This is a genomic window from Flammeovirga agarivorans (genome assembly GCF_012641475.1).
Taxonomy (GTDB): domain Bacteria; phylum Bacteroidota; class Bacteroidia; order Cytophagales; family Flammeovirgaceae; genus Flammeovirga; species Flammeovirga agarivorans.
Map to the genome: position 1 here is coordinate 1,011,302 of NZ_JABAIL010000003.1, position 22,073 is coordinate 1,033,374.

The 22,073-nt window shown below is 33.1% G+C and carries 13 protein-coding genes; 6 read left to right on the forward strand and 7 right to left on the reverse strand.

The annotated features are described in order from the left end of the window. Positions 1 to 77 precede the first annotated feature (77 nt). The gene (locus HGP29_RS12815) at positions 78 to 3,311 is read left to right on the forward strand and encodes a S41 family peptidase (RefSeq protein WP_168882806.1); all 3,234 of its coding nucleotides are present in this window, start codon (positions 78 to 80) and stop codon (positions 3,309 to 3,311) included. Between the two features lie 67 nt (positions 3,312 to 3,378). Here the strand turns inward: HGP29_RS12815 and HGP29_RS12820 are convergent, their stop codons facing one another. The 7 genes from HGP29_RS12820 to HGP29_RS12850 all read right to left on the reverse strand — a co-directional run bounded on the left by HGP29_RS12820 (position 3,379) and on the right by HGP29_RS12850 (position 16,132). Continuing rightward, positions 3,379 to 4,380: a hypothetical protein gene (locus HGP29_RS12820; RefSeq protein ID WP_168882807.1), complete on the reverse strand. Its 1,002-nt coding sequence runs from the start codon at positions 4,378 to 4,380 to the stop codon at positions 3,379 to 3,381. 459 nt (positions 4,381 to 4,839) lie between these two features. Further along, complete coding sequence (locus tag HGP29_RS12825; protein ID WP_168882808.1) at positions 4,840 to 5,775, reverse strand: T9SS type A sorting domain-containing protein; 936 nt, start codon at positions 5,773 to 5,775, stop codon at positions 4,840 to 4,842. Between the two features lie 210 nt (positions 5,776 to 5,985). Further along, positions 5,986 to 9,339, reverse strand: a complete 3,354-nt coding sequence (locus HGP29_RS12830; RefSeq protein ID WP_168882809.1) for a hybrid sensor histidine kinase/response regulator — start codon at positions 9,337 to 9,339, stop codon at positions 5,986 to 5,988. Between the two features lie 14 nt (positions 9,340 to 9,353). Beyond that, complete coding sequence (locus tag HGP29_RS12835) at positions 9,354 to 10,289, reverse strand: response regulator (protein WP_168882810.1); 936 nt, start codon at positions 10,287 to 10,289, stop codon at positions 9,354 to 9,356. A gap of 159 nt (positions 10,290 to 10,448) precedes the next feature. Beyond that, positions 10,449 to 12,248 (reverse strand): mucoidy inhibitor MuiA family protein, encoded by a 1,800-nt coding sequence (locus HGP29_RS12840; RefSeq protein WP_168882811.1) that lies wholly within the window; start codon positions 12,246 to 12,248, stop codon positions 10,449 to 10,451. Positions 12,249 to 13,155: 907 nt separating this feature from the next. Continuing rightward, positions 13,156 to 15,057 (reverse strand): T9SS type A sorting domain-containing protein, encoded by a 1,902-nt coding sequence (locus HGP29_RS12845; protein ID WP_168882812.1) that lies wholly within the window; start codon positions 15,055 to 15,057, stop codon positions 13,156 to 13,158. Positions 15,058 to 15,256: 199 nt separating this feature from the next. Beyond that, positions 15,257 to 16,132, reverse strand: a complete 876-nt coding sequence (locus HGP29_RS12850) for a carbohydrate kinase family protein (RefSeq protein WP_168882813.1) — start codon at positions 16,130 to 16,132, stop codon at positions 15,257 to 15,259. A gap of 357 nt (positions 16,133 to 16,489) precedes the next feature. Between HGP29_RS12850 and HGP29_RS12855 the strand changes: the two genes are divergently transcribed. The 5 genes from HGP29_RS12855 (at position 16,490) to HGP29_RS12875 (ending at position 21,929) form a co-directional block, all read left to right on the forward strand. Continuing rightward, positions 16,490 to 19,324 (forward strand): starch-binding protein, encoded by a 2,835-nt coding sequence (locus HGP29_RS12855; RefSeq protein WP_168882814.1) that lies wholly within the window; start codon positions 16,490 to 16,492, stop codon positions 19,322 to 19,324. 128 nt (positions 19,325 to 19,452) lie between these two features. Continuing rightward, a complete protein-coding gene (locus HGP29_RS12860) occupies positions 19,453 to 19,875 on the forward strand; it encodes a hypothetical protein (RefSeq protein WP_168882815.1) in 423 nt (140 codons plus the stop codon). A 92-nt stretch (positions 19,876 to 19,967) separates the two neighbouring features. Then, positions 19,968 to 20,924 carry a hypothetical protein gene (locus tag HGP29_RS12865; RefSeq protein ID WP_211093284.1) on the forward strand — a complete coding sequence of 319 codons (957 nt, stop codon included), beginning with the start codon at positions 19,968 to 19,970 and terminating at the stop codon, positions 20,922 to 20,924. Then, complete coding sequence (locus HGP29_RS12870) at positions 20,902 to 21,585, forward strand: ABC transporter ATP-binding protein (RefSeq protein ID WP_168882817.1); 684 nt, start codon at positions 20,902 to 20,904, stop codon at positions 21,583 to 21,585. The genes HGP29_RS12865 and HGP29_RS12870 overlap by 23 nt, the downstream gene beginning before the upstream one ends. 197 nt (positions 21,586 to 21,782) lie before the next feature. Beyond that, on the forward strand, positions 21,783 to 21,929 hold the full coding sequence (locus HGP29_RS12875) for a hypothetical protein (RefSeq protein ID WP_168882818.1): 147 nt from the start codon (positions 21,783 to 21,785) through the stop codon (positions 21,927 to 21,929). Positions 21,930 to 22,073: the final 144 nt, after the last annotated feature.

Here is a 22,073-nt window from a genome sequence, read left to right on the forward strand (position 1 = left end):
GTGTTTTTCGTGAATTAAGTATAGTTTTATGATTGATAAATCAAACTATAAATTAAATAAACACATACACTATTACCATGAAGAAATTAGTATTAGCCATCAATGTATTCTTTATTACATTGACGGCTTTTTCTCAAAACCCATTATGGTTACGCTACCCTTCCATCTCTCCTGATGGAACAAAGATCGCCTTTCAATACCAAGGTGATATCTATGTAGTACCAACCGATGGAGGAACAGCCCAACCCATTACCTCTCATGTTGCTCAAGAAACTTCACCAAGTTGGAGTCCTGATAGTAAACAAATTGCCTTTGCTTCTGACAGACATGGTAATTTTGATTTATTTATCACCAGTGCACAAGGCGGGCCAGCTAAAAGGTTAACGTATAACTCGGAAAAAGAAATACCTTCCTCTTTTACTCCTGATGGGAAAAATATTCTCTTTTCTGCCCAAATTCTTGATACAAAGGAAAGTGCACAGTTCCCCTATGCTCGACTTCCTGAATTATATAGTGTTAGTATTAATGGAGGTAGACCAAAACAAGTACTGACTGTTTCTGCTGTTCACGCTGCATACAACCAAGAACAGTCTATACTTTTATATCAAGATATCAAAGGGTATGAGGATAATTGGAGAAAACATCATACTAGTGCTGTAACAAGAGATATTTGGATTTATGATACCACCTCAAAAAAGCATAAGCAAGTATCATCTTTTAAAGGAGAAGATCAATATCCTGTCTTCTATAATCAAGATAAAAGTATCGCTTATGTCAGTGAAGAAACAGGCACACTCAATGTTTGGTCTATGAGTGTCGATGGTACTGAGAAAAAACAACTTACTACCTTTGAAAAACACCCTGTACGGTTCTTGACCGCTTCAAATAATGATACATTCTGTTTTGGTTGGGATGGCGAAATTTATTCAATGACTAAAGATAGCTCACCAAGAAAAGTTGACATCTCTATTATAAATGACCAAAGACAGAACAATGTTACGTTTGAACAGAAATCTAGTGGTGGACATGGTATTTCAGTCTCTCCTAATGGAAAAGAAATCGCATTTATCTTAAGAGGAGATGTTTTTGTTACTTCCACAGATTATTCTACCACAGTTCAAATTACTAATACTCCGGAACAAGAAAGGAGTGTGAGCTTCTCTCCTGATGGAAGATCTTTAGTTTATGCAGGTGAGAGAGACGGAAGTTGGAACTTATACACTGCAAAACTTTCGAACGAAGAAGAAAATTACTTTATCAATGCCACTGCTATCAAGGAAGAAGTATTAACCAATCAACCTCAAGAAGAATTTCAACCCAAATGGTCTCCAAAGGGTGATGAAGTAGCATACTTAGAGGAACGAACAACGGTGAAAGTAATTAATATTGAATCGAAAGCTAGTAGAACAGTTCTAGATGGAAAATTCAATTACTCTTATTCTGATGGCGATCAATCTTTTGACTGGTCACCTGATGGAAAATGGATTGCCGTCCAATACTCTCCTAATGTTTGGACATCTACAGATATTGGATTAGTAGATGCTTCAGGAGAAAAAGAGGTCATCAACTTAACACAAAGTGGGTACAATTCTGCAAACCCAAGGTTTGCAATGGAAGGTAAAGTTATTCTTTTTGCAAATGATAAATATGGTTTTAGATCACATGGTAGCTGGGGGTCTGAAGATGATGTATATGCTCTTTTCTTAACTAAAGATGCTTATGATGAGTTTCAACTTTCAGAAGAAGAATATACTTTGATGACGGAGGCTAAGGAAGAAAAAGAAAAGAAAGAGCAAGAAGAAAAAGAGGATAAAAAATCAAAGAAAAAGAACAAAGACTCAGATACAGAAAAAGAAGAAACCCTTTCAATTGATTTTGAAAATCTAAACGATCGTATTCAACGTTTAACTATAAACTCCTCTTTCCTATCTGACTATTTGATTACCAAAGATGGAGGTAAACTATACTATATGAGTCGTTTTGAAGGTGGGTTTGATCTTTGGATGAAAGATATCCGAAAGCAGGAAACAAAATTAATACTTAAGCTTAATGGTGGAGGTGGAAACCTTCAGTTTGATGAAGAACAAAAAAACATCTTCTTTGAAACAGGCGGTCAGTTTGCAAAAATGGATATCGCCTCTGACACAAAGAAAAATATATCATATAAGGCTGAATATTATTTAGATAAAGCTGCAGAGAGAGAATATCTTTTTGAACATGTATGGAGACAAGTAGAAAAGAAATTTTATGACCCTGAATTACATGGTGTAGATTGGGAATTCTACAAGGCTGAATACTCGAAGTTTTTACCTTATATCACAAATAATTATGCTTTTTCAGAAATGTTAAGTGAGATGCTTGGTGAATTAAATGCATCACATACAGGTTGTAGATATTATTCGAGTTCTAAAAATGCAGATCATACAGCTACGCTAGGTGTTTTCTATGATCCTGAATACTCAGAAGATGGTTTAAAAATCACAGAAATTATTGAACAATCTCCTCTAACTCTTATTGAAGATGAGATACGAGAAGGCATGATCATACAATCCATTGATGGTCAAAAAATAGTTGCAGGAAACGACTACTATAGTCTATTAAATCATAAAGCAGGAAAAAATACTAAATTGGAAATCTATGACCCGTCAGAAAGTAAAAGCAAAACGGTTGTAGTGAAACCAATTTCAAAATGGGCGGAAAATGATTTGTTATACAAACGATGGGTAAAAGCTAGAGAAAAAGAAACTTCTGAATCATCTAATGGTAAGATTGGCTATGTTCATGTGAGAGGAATGGACAGTCATAGTTTTAGAACAGTTTACTCTGAAGCTTTAGGAAAGAATTACACTAAAGAATCTCTAATTGTTGATACAAGATTCAACGGTGGAGGTTGGTTACATGATGATTTGGCTACTTTCTTAAGTGGAAATGTGTATTGTACTTTCGCTCCAAGAGGTCAGAAGTTTGGTACAGAACCAATGAATAAATGGTCGAAACCATCAGCAGTATTATGTTCTGAAGGAAATTACTCTGATGCTCATGCCTTCCCTTATGCCTACAAGACATTGAAAATAGGTAAGTTGATTGGTATGCCTGTTCCGGGTACTATGACTGCAGTTTGGTGGGAACGCTTACAAGATCCTTCTTTAGTTTTTGGTATTCCACAAGTTGGTGTTCAAGATATGAATGGAAAGTATCTTGAGAATCAACAAATAGAGCCTGATTTTAAGGTACAACAAGATAAAGATATAGTTGTTGAAGGTGTTGATCAGCAATTAAGAAAAGCAGTTGAGGTTTTACAGAATAAATAATTAAATCTCAATCTAAAATGAAAACAAGAAGCCTAGGAAAATATTCTAGGCTTCTTGTTTTCATTTTTTATACAACAAAGCGATAAACAACTCCGGTCATTAGAAATTTGCTATAATCTGAGACACCGTATTCTCCACGAATCCAAATTCTTTTATTTAACTGAAACTGCCCTCCAAATTGAAAAGTCCATTTCTTTAATAGGTCTTTTTTAATATGATAATCTACTGTACTATTTAATACAGATCCACTACCTACTTCAGTCCCTAACTCATCATTAATCACCTTAGCAATTCCTTGAACTACTAATTGCTGACCAGAACTTAATCCATCGTACCAATCTTTTAGTTGCTGATCAACTCCCGGTAAAGCATCATTTATTGTTATACTACCTGCATTACCATTGTGATTTGTAAAATTTCGTCCCATGATCCCAGCGTAAAAAGTTACAAAACGATCTTTCTTAAGGTTAAACTTTTTACCAAAGCGGAAAGAGGTAACATATATACCAATATCTTCTTTTAATAAATCTGTCCGTGTAGCATTGTAATTACCATCAATAGAAATAAAGTAGTCTTTATATCCATAATTAAAGGTTGCCCCTGCCCCATAAGCAATTGCATCAAAAACTACAGTTGATCCGAAATAAGGGAATTTACCATCACCAAAATCAGGTTGTAAACCTACTTCAGTACTCCCTTTTACTTGGGAAAACATTCCATAGACATTCAAAAAAGGTAATGCAAATAAGTCTGCTCGTAAGTTTAATGAGTTAGATGTGGCTTTTACTTTATCAAAACCTAAAGTCTTTTCATTTAGGTATTTTGATAGATCTGTTCCATTAATACCCATTCCGAATTCTGAAATTCCGAGGTATATTTCGTTATATACATAAGATACATTTACCCCTGCAGAATAAGGGAAATCTATTCCCATATCCTGGACCTGTTGTCCAAAAATTGGGAATATATACGGGTATTTTTTCTTCTCATTTTCTGTTTCAGTAATTTCTTGTGCTAATGTAGTATTGAGAAAAAATAGTAAAATAAAAGACGATAAAAGGTATTTCATCAGGAATGTTGATAATAATAAACTAATAGTAAGTCAATATTAGTTCTATATTAAACAAGTAACAAACCATGAAACATATTATTGTTTATCATCAAACATATAAACCTATGATAACCAAATATGTAAAAACTATAAAACTGATGTTAGATAATGATTCATTAACATCAGTTAGAGTCTATTAGTATAATACTATTTTATTTAAGATTTTATTTGTAATCGAATACTACAAAGAAAGAAACTGCCAAGTTTCTACTATACGTCTACTTCTATACAATCCTATCTACCTTTTTATAATTTATTACAACCTTTAATTGAAGAATTATTTTCAATCAAGGACTGTTACATATATGCATACTTAAAGCAGAAAGAACAACTAATAAAGATCATACATAGAAGTTTGATATTTTTGATACAAACTTTACCCGTTTGGCCTGTTCTTTTTTTGAACAGGCCTTTTTATTATTCTACAATTATTTTCTCAGTGGTTGTTTCTCTTCCTCCTTTAACTTCTACAATTAACATCCCTGTACCATAATTCATGGGTATACTTGTAAAATTGGAAGAGATAAATTTATGGAAATAAGTTTTACCAACAGCATCATAAATACTAACCTCAAATTCATCATAATTAGTCACAATATTTAGATCTTCTTGATAAGCAACTGGATTTGGATAAACAGTTACTTCAGAAGTGGCTTCACTCATTTTAATACCTACAGGGCCAAATATTTCAGACTGTTGATCAAGGTCTATCTGATTTAATCTATAATATACTACACCTTGAACAGATGGGACATTTTCATCTAAGAATGAATACTTTAATGTAGTATTAGAATTTCCAGCTGCTTCTACACTACCTATCATATCCCAATTTCTATTATCAGTAGAGCGTTGAATATCAAAGTGACTTGAGTTCTGTTCTGATGCCGTTGCCCACTCCAAGACAACATTTTTACCTTGTTTTGTTCCAGTAAAAGAAATTAGTTCAACAGGAAGGTCATCATCAGAATAACAACCTACTGGAGGGCTCATATAACTTTTACCATTGATAATAATGTTTAGGCCATCAGATGCTATACAAAGTGCATCATCTCCATGTGTTATAATTTCTACATCATGTAAATTGGAGGTACCTGAAAACGAAATACTACTGCCTGCATGTATTTCGATATAACACCATTGCATAGTAATCCCTGCAATATTTAAGACACTATTATTAGTGACCAAAATTCTTTCACTAGTCATAGAACCTGTAATGGTAGTATCCTTGTCTACAACTATAGAAAAATCGTCTTGAACTTTAGCTCTAAAATTTGATACTTCTGATTCTTGTTGGTTGGTCGCACAACCTGAAAGTATTGCAAGGAATACTAAAAATGTTAGTAGTTTTTTCATCTAGTAGAATATATAGTTATTAAAATCCTACTATTTAAACGTAGTTAAAATATAGTCACATCGTTGCATTAACTATTATAAAAGAATAAATAATTTCATTATATAAAAGATGTTATAAATATAGTTTTATATTCAACTACTATAGAAAATAAAAAACAAAAAGAGCCAAGATTTAAACTTCTTGGCTCTCTTAATTATATTAATTCTTGACTATTCGTTGATGTAGGATAATGCAGTTTCAAAATCATATTCCATAACGCTTTCCCTCGCTTTGGTCAACTTCTCTTTGTCTGTTGTATCATTAATGATTTCTAATAATCCATTAATTACTTCACTTGCATCGGGATCTCCTTCGATCAAAAGCTGCTTTAAATTTTCTACCTTATCTAAATGATTTTCTAAAGAAACATCCTCTGCAGATACTACATCTTTTACTGATGGTTCTGACTTTTGATTTCTTCCTAACTCAAAATTTCGAATAGTTTCTAATATTTTCGATAGTTCAATTAATACAGTATTCAGCCCCTCTTCATCTAAATTATTATAGTATTTGAGACTACTTTCTAATATTTCTGCAGCCTTAGCAAGTTCGACGATTCCTAAATTAGCAGCAACACCTTTAATCGTATGTGCTTCTTTTTGGAGTTCAGCTAAGTTCTTATCTGCGGAAAGTTCCATCAAGTGTACAATAGAATCGGACTGTTTGACATAGAACTTATGAAGGACTTCTAAAAATAATGATTCGTTTCCTCCACATCGTTTTATCGCCATTTCAGTATCTATACCTTCAATTTTAATTCCTGATGTTTCATTTTCAGGCTCCTCAACACCTTTAAGTCGTTTAACAAATACATTTTGTTCAGGGGCATAGTTACCTTCTGCTGTAATCCATTTCCCTAGTGTAGAATACAATTGTCTATTATCTATTGGTTTTGAGATGTGGTCAGACATTCCTGCTTCCCTTGCTCTATCTTTATCTTGCGACATTGCATTTGCTGTCATAGCAATAATTGGCAAGTTTTTGAAATGTTCGATTTCTCTCAGCTTTTCTGTAGCAGTATAGCCATCCATCACAGGCATTTGTATATCCATAAGCACACCTTCATAAGGGTGCCCCTCATTAAAGGCTTCCGTTAATTTATCAATACCTTCTTGTCCGTTGTTTACTATATCAATAAATACGTCATGCTTTGCTAAAGTTTCGGCTGCGATGAGTTGGTTAATTTCATTGTCTTCTACCAATAAAATTTTTGCTCCTTTCACATGATCTGGAAATACCTGAGACTTATTATATTCTGAATTAGCCGCAAAGCCAAATCTAGATAATAAGGTATCTAGCAGCTCTTGCTCAGCGATAGGTTTAACTACAATACCTGATATACTTTCTTCATCGATTTGATCAATCAACTCTTGCTTATCATGTGCTGTCACCATTAAAATATCAGTAGTAGCATGAATTTTTGACAATTCACGAATTCTTCTCGTCGTCTCAATTCCATCCATTCCAGGCATTTTCCAGTCCATAAGAATGAAATCAAAAGTAGTTTCAGAGTTTTGAATAAGTTCCAAAGCCTCTTCTCCACTCTTAACTATATTTACCTTACAACCAAAGTTGAGTAGGTACTTATTGAGAATTAAACAAGACTCATCATTGTCATCTACAACGAGTACGGTAGATCCAATTAAACTTCTTACTTTATAAGGTTGTTTTCCGGCTATAGAGTTTTCATCTACCGCCTCTACTTTTACTGTAAACCAAAAAGTAGAACCAATATTCACTTCTGATTTGACTCCAATTTCACCACCCATTAAAGAAGTTAGTTTCTTTGAGATCGCAAGCCCTAAACCTGTACCACCAAATTTTCTAGTTGTAGAGGCATCAGCTTGGTTGAATTCTTTAAATAACCTTCCTTGTTGTTCTTCTGAAAGTCCAATACCAGTATCAATTACTTCAACCATTAACCTGGTATCCCCTTGAGTTTCATCTAAACCAATTTTGAGTGTTACACTTCCTTCATTGGTAAATTTCACAGCATTGTTCATCAAATTAAGGATAATCTGACTTAAACGTAAAGGGTCACCTTTTAATAATTTTGGAATATTTGAGGCAACATCCAGCTTTAAAGTGATGTTTTTATCATTGGCTCTAAAGCTGACCACATTATAAATATTCTCTAAAACATCATCCTTTAAATTGAAGTAAATATCTTCAATTTCTACTTTGCCTGCTTCAATTTTTGAGAAGTCCAATACATCGTTTACGATACCCAATAATGATTGAGAAGACAATTGAATTTTCTTTAAAAAACCTTTTTGACGTTCATCTAATTGTGTATCTAATACTAAATTCGTAAGACCCATGATGGCATTCATAGGTGTTCGAATTTCATGTGACATATTAGCTAAGAACATTGATTTTGCCGATGCCGCTTCTTCTGCAATTTCTTTAGCTGACCTTAATTGTTCTTCTGCTCTTCTTCGTTCTGAAATATCAATGATAATATCTGCCAAATATACAGGATCACCTTTATCATTCTTTACAAGGAAATAATTCTCATATGTAGATAAGCGACGATTCTTTGCAGTCAACATTTCTAGTTCACCTGACCAAGCACCTGTCTCAAAAACAGATGGAAGCATCTCCTCATCGAGCCTCTTTTGTGATTCTGGAGTATAATATCCTTGGACTGTTTTCTTGTAAACAGCATCCAATTCATCTTCATCTAATAGTTTCTGAAGTGCTTCATTGACATAAACAATACTTTGGTCTCTCATATCAGCCATTCCTAATCCATTCGATGAGGAATCCGCAAATCGTCTAAAAATACCAAGTTCTCTTGTTCTATCTTCTACTTTCTTATCTAAGTTCGCATTGAGTTCTTCAACTTCATTGAGTTTCTCATTGAGTGTAATATTCTTAGCTGAAAGTCTTTTGTGTAATCGTCTGTTATTAATAAAGACCAAATACCAACCTATTAATGCGGCAATAATGGATATAGCAACACCTGCTAAGTCGATATAAATACGTCTTGCTTTCTTATCAAAGATGTCATTAATTCTATCACCTAATTTAATGGAGAAGTCCTCCATTGCATCGGCGTATACCACTTTGCTTTCTAAATACTCTTTGGAAGACAATAACGACATCGCCTCTTCTTTCATTCCTTCATTTACTAACTGGAATACCTTCGCTTCTATATTTATCAGCTTTTGGTTAGCTTGTTCTGTTTGCTTCAGAAGTTGTTCAAACTCACCATTTTTATCCATTCTGAGTGCTTTTACTAAAGCATTATTCAAAATAGCTTCATATTTACGGTATTTCTTCTCCCATTTTTTATCAGCAGTTAAGGCTGCAATTTTTGTTGATGTCGTCAATACTTCATCACAAAAGATAATATCCTTCTGAAGTTTTGATACCTCCCAAATGATATTACTTTCTTTCTGAGAATCTCTGTAAGCTTTATAAAGCTCCCACCCAAAAAATGAAAAAGCAATTACAGTTAAGGCGGATGCTAAAAGAAAAAACCTTGTTTCTCTCCCGTTAGTTAATTTTTTGTCTTCCATGTTATTATTAAAAATTAGCGTGCATCACCATAACGGCTATCTACGTAGGCTAACATTTCGCTTGGTTTTAAAGATTGGCTAGAGTTTCCCATTCTTACATAAAAAGCTTCATCACCATCTCTTGTCATAAATACAGGTCTGGCAGATGGGTCACATTTAACAACCATCACCTGCTCTCCTTTTAGCATCACAACAGAGGTGTGGATAAACTGTGCAAGGTCAGCTCCAACGTATTGTTTGACTAAATTATGCCAATGCAACATTAATTTATCCTCATTTTTAAAAGCATCTGGCTTAAGTCCTATTGGTTCTCCATCATCATTTACACCAATAAATAGTGTTCCGCCATGACCATTTAAGAAGGCTGCAATACTTTTTAAACATTGATTTTCAATTCGAGGCTCATGCTTTTTTGTATATAGGTTAAATCTTAAAGTAGACTTAAATTCTACATTTTCACTCTCTCCTTTGGCAATTAAATCTAAAAGTTCTTGTTCTTTTGAACCTTCTTCATGTTCACCGCCATTTAGTGTTAATTGAGCGATTTGTTCTTTTAATTGCTTTTGATGAACAGACATCTCTATTCTAGGCTTGATGCGAGATTTGACAATATCTGGATCAAATGGTTTTGTGATATAATCTGAGGCACCCAATGAAAAACCTTTCTTCTCATCTTCCGGGTCCACTTTTGATGTTAAGAAAATAACACTGATATGTGATAATTCTGGATCAGCCTTTAATTGTTCAAGCACTTCATAGCCATCCATTTCTGGCATTACAATATCTAATAAAATAAGATCTGGTTGTGGTGAGGACTTTGCTAAATCTAAAGCTCTTTTACCATTTAATGCTACTTTAATTTTATATTCATCACCTAGAAGTCCTCTTAGAATATCAATATTTTCAGGGGCGTCATCTACAATTAGGATACAATTTTTTTTGTCTGTCATAGTTTTTGAAAAAAATCTGTGTGTCGTGATTTTAAAAGTAACAGTATTTGTAATTATTTGAAAATTTATATCCTAAAAATATATTCTAATGTAGTATTAGTTGTCATTTTCAATGAAAGCAAAAAAAGCCTTCCAAGGTTTTCTTGAAAGGCTTTTCGATTATTCTAAAATAACATTATTCGATTTTGGATATTTCACTGCATATCGAACTATTAGTTCTTTCACCTCGTTAGGCTTCAATTTAATTTTCCAACTGAGTTTACCTGTATCTGTTTCCTGAACTGCATTAGATATATCGATCAATTCAACTTGAATTTCCTTCTTCTGAGAAACAGGTATCTGATCAAAAATAGACGCTTCTATTTCATAATTTTTATTATTCCTAACTGTAATCTTGTAGGCAATAGTCTCTCTCTTATTAGATCCTATAGCTTTCGATTCTTCATACTCACTTAGCTTTTCTCTTTTTATGGAAATATTATTGTCCACACCGAAAGAAATATCTAGAGTATCCGTAAGATTATCTGTTTTAATCCTTGTTTTCCCTACATAAGCATTGTCCATATAAATACTAGCTTGCCCAGAAATTAGATCGTATTTAGACCAATCTGTTAATTGCCCAACTAGATATACATGTTCTGATAACTTCGGTACTGCTTGGTAGGTAAATGATGCTGGGACTTCTTTTTGTTTATACATCAATGTTTTTGAACGGTAATCTGATTGTATTGTGTGTTTATTAGCCAATACAAACTCAGATGCTGTCTCATTCTGGGCAGAGATCGTTTTGTATGCTCCATTCCCATTTCCTTTCGTATTGACAATGACTACACCGTTTGCTCCTCTAGAACCATATATTGCAGTAGATGATGCATCTTTTAATACCTCTAATGATTCTATTGAATTTTTATCAAGGTAGTCAATGTCATTTTTAACTTCTCCATCAACGATATACATTGGTTCCTGAGCACTTGTTGAATTTGTTCCTCTGATTCTAATACTCTTTTTTAATTCAGGTGCTGCTGCCATTGTTAATTCTTCAGTCGCCATATCATCGGCGGAACCACCCCAACCATCAGCATATCCCCAATCTCCTTTTTCTTCATATTTTGGAGTATAATTCACATAAAAAGGGTCCAAATAAGGCATAGTACCAGATACATGTTGTTTTGCCGTTGACAAGACCAAATGTACATCTTTCCAATCTACATCTGTTGTCTGAGTGATAATCGCTTTGTATGTAATACTCATTGGCTTATCTGCTCCATTATACCTTAAATCGTAAGAAGGATACCAACTAGCTCGCTTCACTCTGTAAGAAAACTTAAGATCCATATTACCACTTTGCTTGGCTTCATAACTTACCTTGATTACCCCTGAAACCTCATTATTGTTTGAAATATCTCTTAGTTGACGTTGAAGTTTTCCTAACTCTTCATTTTTCTTATTAATTGATCTCTTTTGTTTTAATTGTTGAAGAGATAACGTTTCCAATTGTTGACCATAATATGCATTATAGTTCTGAAAAGTCGTAGACGTGATGTCCTTACTAGATATTTCTTTATTAGATTTTAAAAAGTCCAATTTATCCTCTGTGATTTTTAATTTCACACGCTCTTCTTCTAATTGACTTTTTAATCCTTCAATTTTCTGTTGAATTGATTCAATTTGATCATTGGTTTCTACTTGAGATACATAATCTTTTTCAAATTGGACATTCAAAATCACAAAATCAGAATTACCCGTTACTCTAATACTTTCAGAATTAATATGAGAAGACAATCCTTTTAATAACAAATCGTGACGTCCTTTTTCATAATTGATCTTTATAGATCGATCAATTTGTGCACCGTTTGTGAAAACTGTGACTTGGTTAATAGTTGATGATTTGGATTGAGCAAAAATATTTTGAAATACAAATACTAAAGCTATGGATAATAGTACGGTTATTTTTTTCATAAACAAATAGTTAATCGTATGAAATTATCTGATGAATGATAACATGTTTTTTAGTAAGACATCCTATTATCTACAATAGCCGTACTAGATAAGATATTTTAACTTTTATTTCATCTTAACTTAATTTAGACTCACTTCATGTAAAGGCATAAAAAGTTTTGTATTTGAAATGCAACTTTGAACATTCATTATCAATCAGAAATAAAGTTATTACCCTTGTTTGGATCCAGATTTAATCAACTTCACTCGAACAAGATTTTCAAATAATAGAGTTTACAAAAAGATGTCTAAGGGAGAGAAAAACGATTTTCTAATATTATGAGATAAGAATACCCTCTTATAGATATCTAATGTATAAGAGGGTACCATATATATTATCTATCATAAAAAAAGAGCAATCTTCATAATATGAGTTCACTTTATGCAAATGGTAAAGAAGGCATGAACAAATATCGTTTTTATTGAAGATTACTCTAATCGCTGATAGTCACCAGTTACATTATTAAATCCAGCATTAAATAATACTATTATAAATTTCTCTTTATAAAAATGGGAATTAATTGAAATAGAAGACATCTATTTCAAAAGAGTATATAGATAGCAATATTTTCAGGTTATCGAGATATTTGTCACATATAAAAAACGTTACAAATATTTCAATAGTCACATTCTTTTATTTAATAATTCTCATTCATTCTGATGTAATTTTAAACATTTGATAAAGATTGAACAAACGAAAAGCCGTTTATTTTATAACATCTCACCCAAAGTATTAAAAATCAGTAATTTAATTTTTTAAAATATTTTTAAGTACACTGATTACCAACAAAATAAAACATTGTACACTAAGTTATGAGCAGTGACAAATAACTATAAAAATTAGGATTATTTAGTTCAACTTATTGATTTAATTTACAACAATCTTTTCTGTATGGGTATTGATACCATTAGAAACTCTTAGAAGATAAACCCCACTTGTTGAAACCTCAGGAACTTTATATACTCCAATATTATTAAGTTCAGTATTCTCTATAATTATTTCATGAGAAATCACTCTCCCTTGTTGATCATAAAAAACACCAACAACAGGATATTCTGTATTTGCCTCTTGAATTACTACTTTTAATTCATCTCCATTAGTTGATACTGTAGGGTATACATGACATGAGAAACCAAACTGATCGGCTACAAAAGAAACGATACCAAAATATTCTACTTTACCATCAAAATCATATTGAGCTAGTCTATAATAAGTACCAGATTTTCCTTCATCCAAGAATTCGTACTTCAACTGAGTATTGCTATTGCCGGCTGCTTCCACTCTACCTATCTTTTGCCAATCTCTTCTATTGTTTGAAGCTTCTACATCGAAATGAGATGCATTTAATTCAGAAGCTGTAGACCATAATAACAAATGTCCTGTATCTGTATTTTGGCCTTTAAAGTAAATTAATTCGACAGGTAAATCTGGAACACCATCGTCTACACCATTACAAACATCATTTGGAGCATCAGCATTACCACAACCACAACCACCCATTACTCCTATATAACCACAGTTATAAATCTTATCACTGTAAGAACACTCAAATAGTAAATTTCCTTCTACTAATATTTTCCCTCCATCTAAATTATTATGATCAAAATCTGGGTCAGATACATGATCTACATACTTACAATCGACATCAGAACCACACATATCAATCTCTATTCCAGGACCTAATTCTAAATCTCCTTTGATATAAAGAACTCCACATATCACTAATTTAATATGCCATGATTCATAGGCCTTAAATGTTTCACCTACATCTAGACGTCCATTATCTCCAACTTTTATAATAGCAGTTGATGTACCCGTAATTTGTACCTTCTTCCCAAGGCTCATATAACCTTGTATGTCTATTACGTCTCCGTTACTAAAACCTTTTACCGTTGTATAATTACCTTTTAGGTCTATAGAACTGCCTTCATAACTTCTAATGGTACAACTTTCAGTGGTAATTATATTCCCTTCAAAGTAGGCTTCTGCATTTGCATTCGTATCATTTTCTTCACCTACCTTTATTTCCATATTGTTATTTACCGTAATATCACTACCAATAAAAATATATGAACTTCCTTTTAATTCAATTAAATCACCACCTGAATAACCTGTAGATGAGTAGGTTCCAGTAATCGTTAATTCTGATAAACCAGATTGCTTAATTGTTGATGCCGAATTTCTATTATCTAAATTACCTAACACTTCTAACTTACTATTATCTTCCATAGTGATATTTAAACCACTAGTGCTTATCAAATCTCCATTTATTTCAAAAACACCATTATCCTTTTGGTAAATTGTTACAAATTGATTTGATGAATAGATTTGACCTGTTGAGTAGATTTGCCCATCACCCTCTACTGTAAACGTAAGATCTTGATTCGTCACACCGTCATAAATGGTTACATCACCTTTAACTTTTACTTCTATTTGATTGTAAGAATCTGTCCTAAAACCGATTGACCCTTTACCATCTTCTAAAAAGTTAATACTTGCAGTTTTAGAATTAAACTTTGATCCATAAAATAAAAAATTACCTTTTTGTGAAAGGTCAAAATCGATACTTAACTCAGCTCCTTTATCAAGGAAAAATATATCTCCTGATTGTGGTATATTACCATTATTAGTCCAATAAACATCCCAGTCATTTGAGCTGTTAAATTGCATATCACTATCAATCACAAATGTATCTTGTGCATTAATGGTAATTGATATAAATAGGAATAGAAGTATAAAATGAAGTTTTGATTGATAACCGTTTAGCATAATCTCTAGATATTAATAGTGTTGTAACATAGTTACATCTTATTTCATCCTGATGCTTAATTAGCAGTGTTAATGTGAGTGAAGGTCAATTCACTTTAACATTGTTTATCAAACTCTTCTAACTACAATAGAGAAAGGTCAGATTCAATAAAAAACCTGTACTTACCTAACTTGTTCTAAATATTTTAGTTTAAAACATCTATTGAGATATCTTATCAATTTTTGGAGTAGCCCCTTTTTGGGTACACACATAAGCTGATAGTTCCACTGCTTTTTGATGTGTCTCTATGATCGGTTCATTATTTAATATCCCTATTACTAATCGAGCAGTAAAAGAATCTCCTGCCCCGACTGTATCTACAACGTTTACCTTTGGTGTACTTAAATAGGATGTCTCATTTTTTGTCACCAAATAACTTCCTTCTTCTCCTTTTGTTAAAGCCACCATATCAATAGAAAATCTTTCGATTAGGTGATGACAAAATTGCTCTTCATCCAAAAGGTTAACATCTAGGAGTTCAGCAACTACCAATACCTCTTCTTCATTGATTTTAAGAACATTGCATTGGTTTAAAGAGGACTCGATACAATCCTTATTATAATAATGTTGTCTTAAGTTTATATCAAAAACCTTTATACATTCTTTCGGAACTGTATTTAATACTTGTTCAATAGCTTTTCTAGAAACATCATTCCGCTGGGCAAGTGTTCCAAAGCACAAAGCGTCAGCATTTACTAATGCTTCCTCAGTTTCTTTATTTATTTTTATTTCATCCCAAGCTACAGGTTCACATATCTCATAAGAAGGTAAACCTTTATCATCTACGGTAACCGCTACAGTTCCTGTTGGAAATTCTGAATATGAAATAAAATTTCGGATACCCAGATTATTAATTTCATTTACTAAGTCTTTTCCTATCTGATCATCTCCTATTGATGTAATAATTTTCCCGTTAGCCTCAAGCTGTTTTGCATGGTAAGCAAAATTGATGGGAGCACCACCTAATTGTTTCCCTTCTGGAAAGATATCATATAATGCCTCTCCTATTCCAAAAATGTTTAGTTCTTTTTTCATAGAGTTAAGATAGTCATCTATTTTTCTTCAATCTAATCTTTAATAAAATAAAGTTTTATAGAAAAGATAAAAACATCCTTAACGAGTAAAAATAAAACACATAAAAACCTGTTTAAGTGATACTTACAACGTTCCATTACATGAATCGGTACGCCCCAAAAAGTCATTTGCACCAAGTTTTATAATATGGTACGATTTACACTTATTCATTTCGTAACATTGTAAAACTAACTCAGATGAATCAACCAGCGACATATCATCTGGTATACTTAATTATTACAATACTTATTTTTTGAAATGAAAATGAAGACAACTCTACTAATGAGATCCTCTGTTATTTTTTGGATCATTTGTCTAATGAACTATCATACAGCGAGTGCTCAACAAGGAGGCCGTAGTGATGTTCTATTACAAGGATTCCACTGGGAAGCTGCTGACCCAGCCAAAAAGGATTGGTGGCAAAATCTAGATAGTAAAGTCGGTGAAATATCAAACGCAGGGTTTGATGCCATTTGGTTACCACCTCCATCAGATGCAGCTGATAGAGCAGGATACTTACCAAGAAAATGGTATGACTTGAATTCGAACTATGGTACTGAAGCGGAACTAAGAAGCTTAGTACAAAATTTAGGTAACAACAATGTACAAGCCATCGCTGATATTGTTATTAACCATCGTGTTGGATCTACTGGATGGGCTGATTTTACAGAACCATCATTGGGTGGATGTTCTTCTATTTGTGCCGATGACGAAGTCAACTGGAGCGAATATTCTACTGAGCAAGGTGCCGCTTGTGGTGATAATGACTCAGGTACACAATATGAGGCTGCAAGAGATTTAAACCATAACTCATTCACTGTAAGGGATGAAATTAAAAAATGGATGAACTGGCTAAAAAATGATGTCGGTTTTGATGGATGGCGTTATGATTTTGTACATGGTTTTAATGCATACTATTTTGCTGAATACAATAATGCAACGAGTCCATATATTTCAATTGGTGAACAATGGAAACCTTACAATGAAATTACTGCATGGTTGGATGGTGCTCAAAATACATCTTCAGCTTTTGACTTTCCATTAAAGTATACTTTACATGATGCAGTAAGAGGTAATTATAATTACCTAAACGGATTACCAAGTTTATTAGGAACAAGAGGATCACAGGCTGTAACATTCTTAGAAAATCATGATACAGAACCTGTAAGATCGGAATACGGTAATAACTCATTCCCTAACAATCCTTCAGATAACTCAACCTTACTTCAAGGTTATGCTTATATCCTGACTCACCCAGGTATCCCAGTAGTTTTCTACTCACACTTCTTTGACTATGGTATTAAAGATGCTTTAACTGAGATGATTCAGGTCAGAAAAGATAATGGAATTACAAACACAAGTTATGTTCAAGTTGAAGGAGGAAACGACAATTCATATTACGCAGCTATTATCGATAATAAAGTAGCCATGAAAATTGGTGGTGGAAATTGGTCACCAGGAAATGGTTGGAACTTAAAAACATCAGGTCCAGGATATGCCATTTGGGACAAAGGGCCTGTTGTTACTCTACCAACATTAACATTAAATTCTCCTAGCGGGAATCATTCAGATGGGTGTGCGACAGTTTCTCTAACAGCTTCAGAAGGTACTATCTACTACACAACAGATGGTAGTACTCCAAATAGTAATAGTTTAGTGTATACTAGTGCTATAGAAGTATGTGGTCAAGTTGGAGAAACAAAAACTGTGAAAGCTATTGCAATCAATGAAAATGGGTCATCAGATTTAGTAGAAGGCGTGTATACTTTTAATGAAGCTGCAAGTATGACAGTTTATTTTAAGCCCAACTGTTCCAACCCAGGTATTTATTTCTGGGGAGTTGTAGATGGTGATCAAACTACAACATGGCCTGGGGAAAATATGCAACCTTCAGCTAAATACGATGGATTTTATGAGTTTACTATTGAAGGTTCTTGTAGTAACCTAATACTACTTTGTGGAAGTACTAAAATCACAGGCGATGAAATGAATGTGTGTGGGGATGTATGGTATGACAATGGTTGGGTAGCTGAACCTGTGCCTGATACACCAGATACAAGTACTCCATCCATCACAATTTCTCCAAATGGTGGAACACATGATGGCGAAGTTTCTATTACTTTAACAGCTACAGATGACCGAGATAATTCTCCTTCGATATTTTACTCTACAGATGGTTCTACTCCATCAATACAAGCAACTTCATCTGTAACATTTACATTAACAGAAAGTGCTACGGTAAATTATTATGCTATTGATGCTACAGGAAACCAAACCTCTACTGAAAGCTCGAACTTTGTAGTGAACCCATTACCAGAACCTAATGGCGGTTTTAAAGTTCATGTTCAAGGTTACAATTTGATTCACCATTGGGGAGCTTCTCCTACAGGTAGTGTTAGTAATACAGTGTGGCCTGGAGCTACAATGAATCTTGAAAATGGTTGGTATGTCTATGAATTCCCATCCAATGTAACCTCTTCTAATTTATTGTTCCATGATGGCAATGGAAACCAAACTGATGATTTCACTAGATCTTCTGATGGATGGTACAAAGATGGACAATGGTACGATAGTGAACCTATAACTCCAGAACCAGCCGATGGTTTAACAGTACATTTCAAATCGAGTTGGGGAAATAGTACCAAAATTCATTATTGGGCGGCTTCCAATGGAGCAAGCAGTAATTGGCCAGGTGAATCAATGATCTCTGAAGGTAATGGTTGGTATCGTTATACTATTGAAGGGGCCACTTCTTCAAATCTATTATTCCATAATGGAAGTGGTGCTCAAACATCAGACTTAAACAGAACTGGCGAAGGATGGTATAAAGATGGGCAATGGTATAGTTCAAATCCTGAGTCATCAAGTAGCAGGACTGTTAGTCAATCCCTAGACTTAGAAAAAGAGTTGCAACTGTACCCTACTGAAGTCACAAACGGATTTACTATTGATATTCAACTTAGAGAAAATGCTGTTCTACATCTTCAAACATTTGATTTGAATGGTCAGGCAGTTCTTTCTCCAATACATAAAGCATTAACATTAGGCTCACATCAACTTAAAGTGAATACCCTTGATTTATCCCAAGGCTTATACATTGTGAAAGTACAAGCTGGGGATCAAATATATATTAGAAAAATCATTGTACGATAATGATCTATACGGAAGAAAAAGAGGAGCTTATGGTTCCTCTTTTTTTATTTTTTATCGAAAAGTAAAAACCTTAATGTCAAGCAAATGTTTTATATTATAGTTATCACCGTAAATAAAACTTTTTTACTATGGCAAAACCCAATAGATACCTTATCACAAAACTAAGAGAGGCTGCTTCTAACATAGAAGCTGGCGCCGACTATAGTTGGGGTCATGTTGGCCGTTGTAATTGTGGCCACTTAGTACAAGCAATCACCCCAATGAACTCAAAAGATATTTATGAGTCAGCACAGAGACATAAATTGGATGAATGGTCAGAATTTGCAAATGATTATTGTCCAGCAAGCGGTGTTCCTGTCGACAACATTATTGATACCCTTATGGAACATGGGTTTGAACTTGAAGATATCAATCACTTAGAATATCTTTCTAATAAAAATATTCTAAAGGCACTTCCGGGTGGATTTAGATATTTAGAAAAAGGTAATAAAGAGCATGCAGCGGTCTACATGAAGACATGGGCCAATGAACTCGAAAAAGAGTTAGTCTAAATTGAGGAGTTTCCACTCCTCTTTTTTATTGCTATATAATTTGTCTTCTCTGCAGTACTTCACTAATTTATAACAATTCAAGTACTGTCTATATGTTAAAACAACTCATATTCATACGTTTCAAACAAACTCAAAGAGAAATTCAGTCTTTAGGTTGGTGGAGGTCTCTCCTCTTTCTATCTATTATTGTAGGAAGCTATTATGTTCTCTTTTTAAAAACAGAAAGTTCTGATTTTAGTCTCATTTCCTCTCTTGTATCTAGTTCATTATTAGTATTTCTACATTTTGTTAGGAATGACAAGGAATTTCTAAATACTTTTTCCTCATCAACATTTATATTTTTTCTGTTAGAGTATCTGATATTAAGTATTCCTTTAATTGTACTACTAATTGTTCACTTTCATTGGTTACCCTTATCCATTATTTTGCTTGCTATACTCCTTGTACCTTTGATCAAATGGAAAAGATCATCAAAAGCGATTAATAACAAGATCATTCAGCTCATCCCTTATGATTTTTATGAATGGAAGAGTGGTGTCCGGAAATACTTCTATCCTTTCTTATTATTATGGTTGGGAATATTCTTTGGTAGCTTTCAATTTGCTGTAGTTCCAATTGGACTTGTCGTTTTATGGTTAGTTATTTTCAGTTTTTTTGAAGTCAATGAACCTGCCTCATTTCTTATTGCATTAGAACTACCTCCAAAAGAATTTTTATTCTTAAAAGTAAAAAGGCAGGTAATGATGTACAATCAATTAGCGCTTCCTTTAATCTTTGTCTATTATATATTTCATTATAATGAATGGTTCCTCCCTATAGTCGAACTATCTATTCTAATGGTTTTGAATATCTATATCGTTATCTTAAAATATGCATTTTATCATCCCAATGAAAAGTCAGCAGCATCACAAACCTTATCATCTTTAGGGGTATTAAGTATATTTATACCTTTCTTAATTCCTGCTTTATTTATTCTCATTATCCGATTTTATTTTAAAGCTATTGACAATCTAAACTTCTACTTAAATGATTTCGATACAACAACTTAGTGTTTCCTACTCTGAAGATAAAAAGGTATTAGATGATTTATCTATAGATTTACCTCTTAAAAAAATTCATGGATTAGTGGGGTTAAACGGTTCTGGGAAAACCACTTTCATTAAAACACTTTTTGGGTTGCATAAAGCTGACCAAGGTGTGCTTTGTTATAATGAAAAAAAACTCACAAAAAAAGACATCGCATATTTACCTACTGAAAATTATTTCTACAATAACATAACAGGTAATGAATACCTAGGTTTATTTCAAGATGATATAAAGGAAATCAACTTATGGAATGAACTATTTCAGCTTCCGTTGAATGAATTAATTGATGGTTATTCAACAGGAATGAAGAAGAAGTTAGCGATATCAGGAATTCTCCATCAGGATAAACCAATAATGATTCTTGATGAACCTTTTAATGGTCTTGATTTAGAGTCTTCCAGAATTATTAGGATGATCTTATTGAAATTAAAAGAGCAAGGTAAAACCATTATTATCACTTCACATATCCTAGAAACTTTAACCAGCTTATGTGATTATATTCATCAATTAGATAATAAAAAGATTCTTGTCAGTAAATCAAAAGATGAATTTGAGGAATTCCAAAAGGCAATTCATCAGAGAATTGAAAAAGAGAATAGTCAAATTATTAATAAGCTCTTTTGATAATATACATCATTATTATTCTTTAAAATTAGTTGTTTTTGGTGACCATTGTCAATCAAATCTTCCATTTAGAAAAAGAGTTTCATTAAAATGTTAATGAAAAAAAATATGCTCAACGTAGACTGTTTAATCGCGTTAAAAAAACTATAAAAGATAAATTAGTCTTTTAAAAAATTACATCAAACATCAAAGTTATCATGAAAGATTTATTAGACATCGTAAAAAGTGGAATTGTTGTATTAGGAACATTAGGAGTTATCCTAGCTGGAGTGCATTTCGGTGTAGGACCGTCTCATAACATCCTTCAAGACGTACCACAAACACATGTCTATAATGGTAACTAAATCAGAATTTGTCCTTAAATAAATAGATTAGGCTAAATAATTTTTATTTAGCCTTTTTTTATGCCCAAACTCTGTTATTTTTGTTTGTCTGTTCTCTTATTTCAATAGGATCATTTTTTAATTTAATCGATGGATCCTATGACT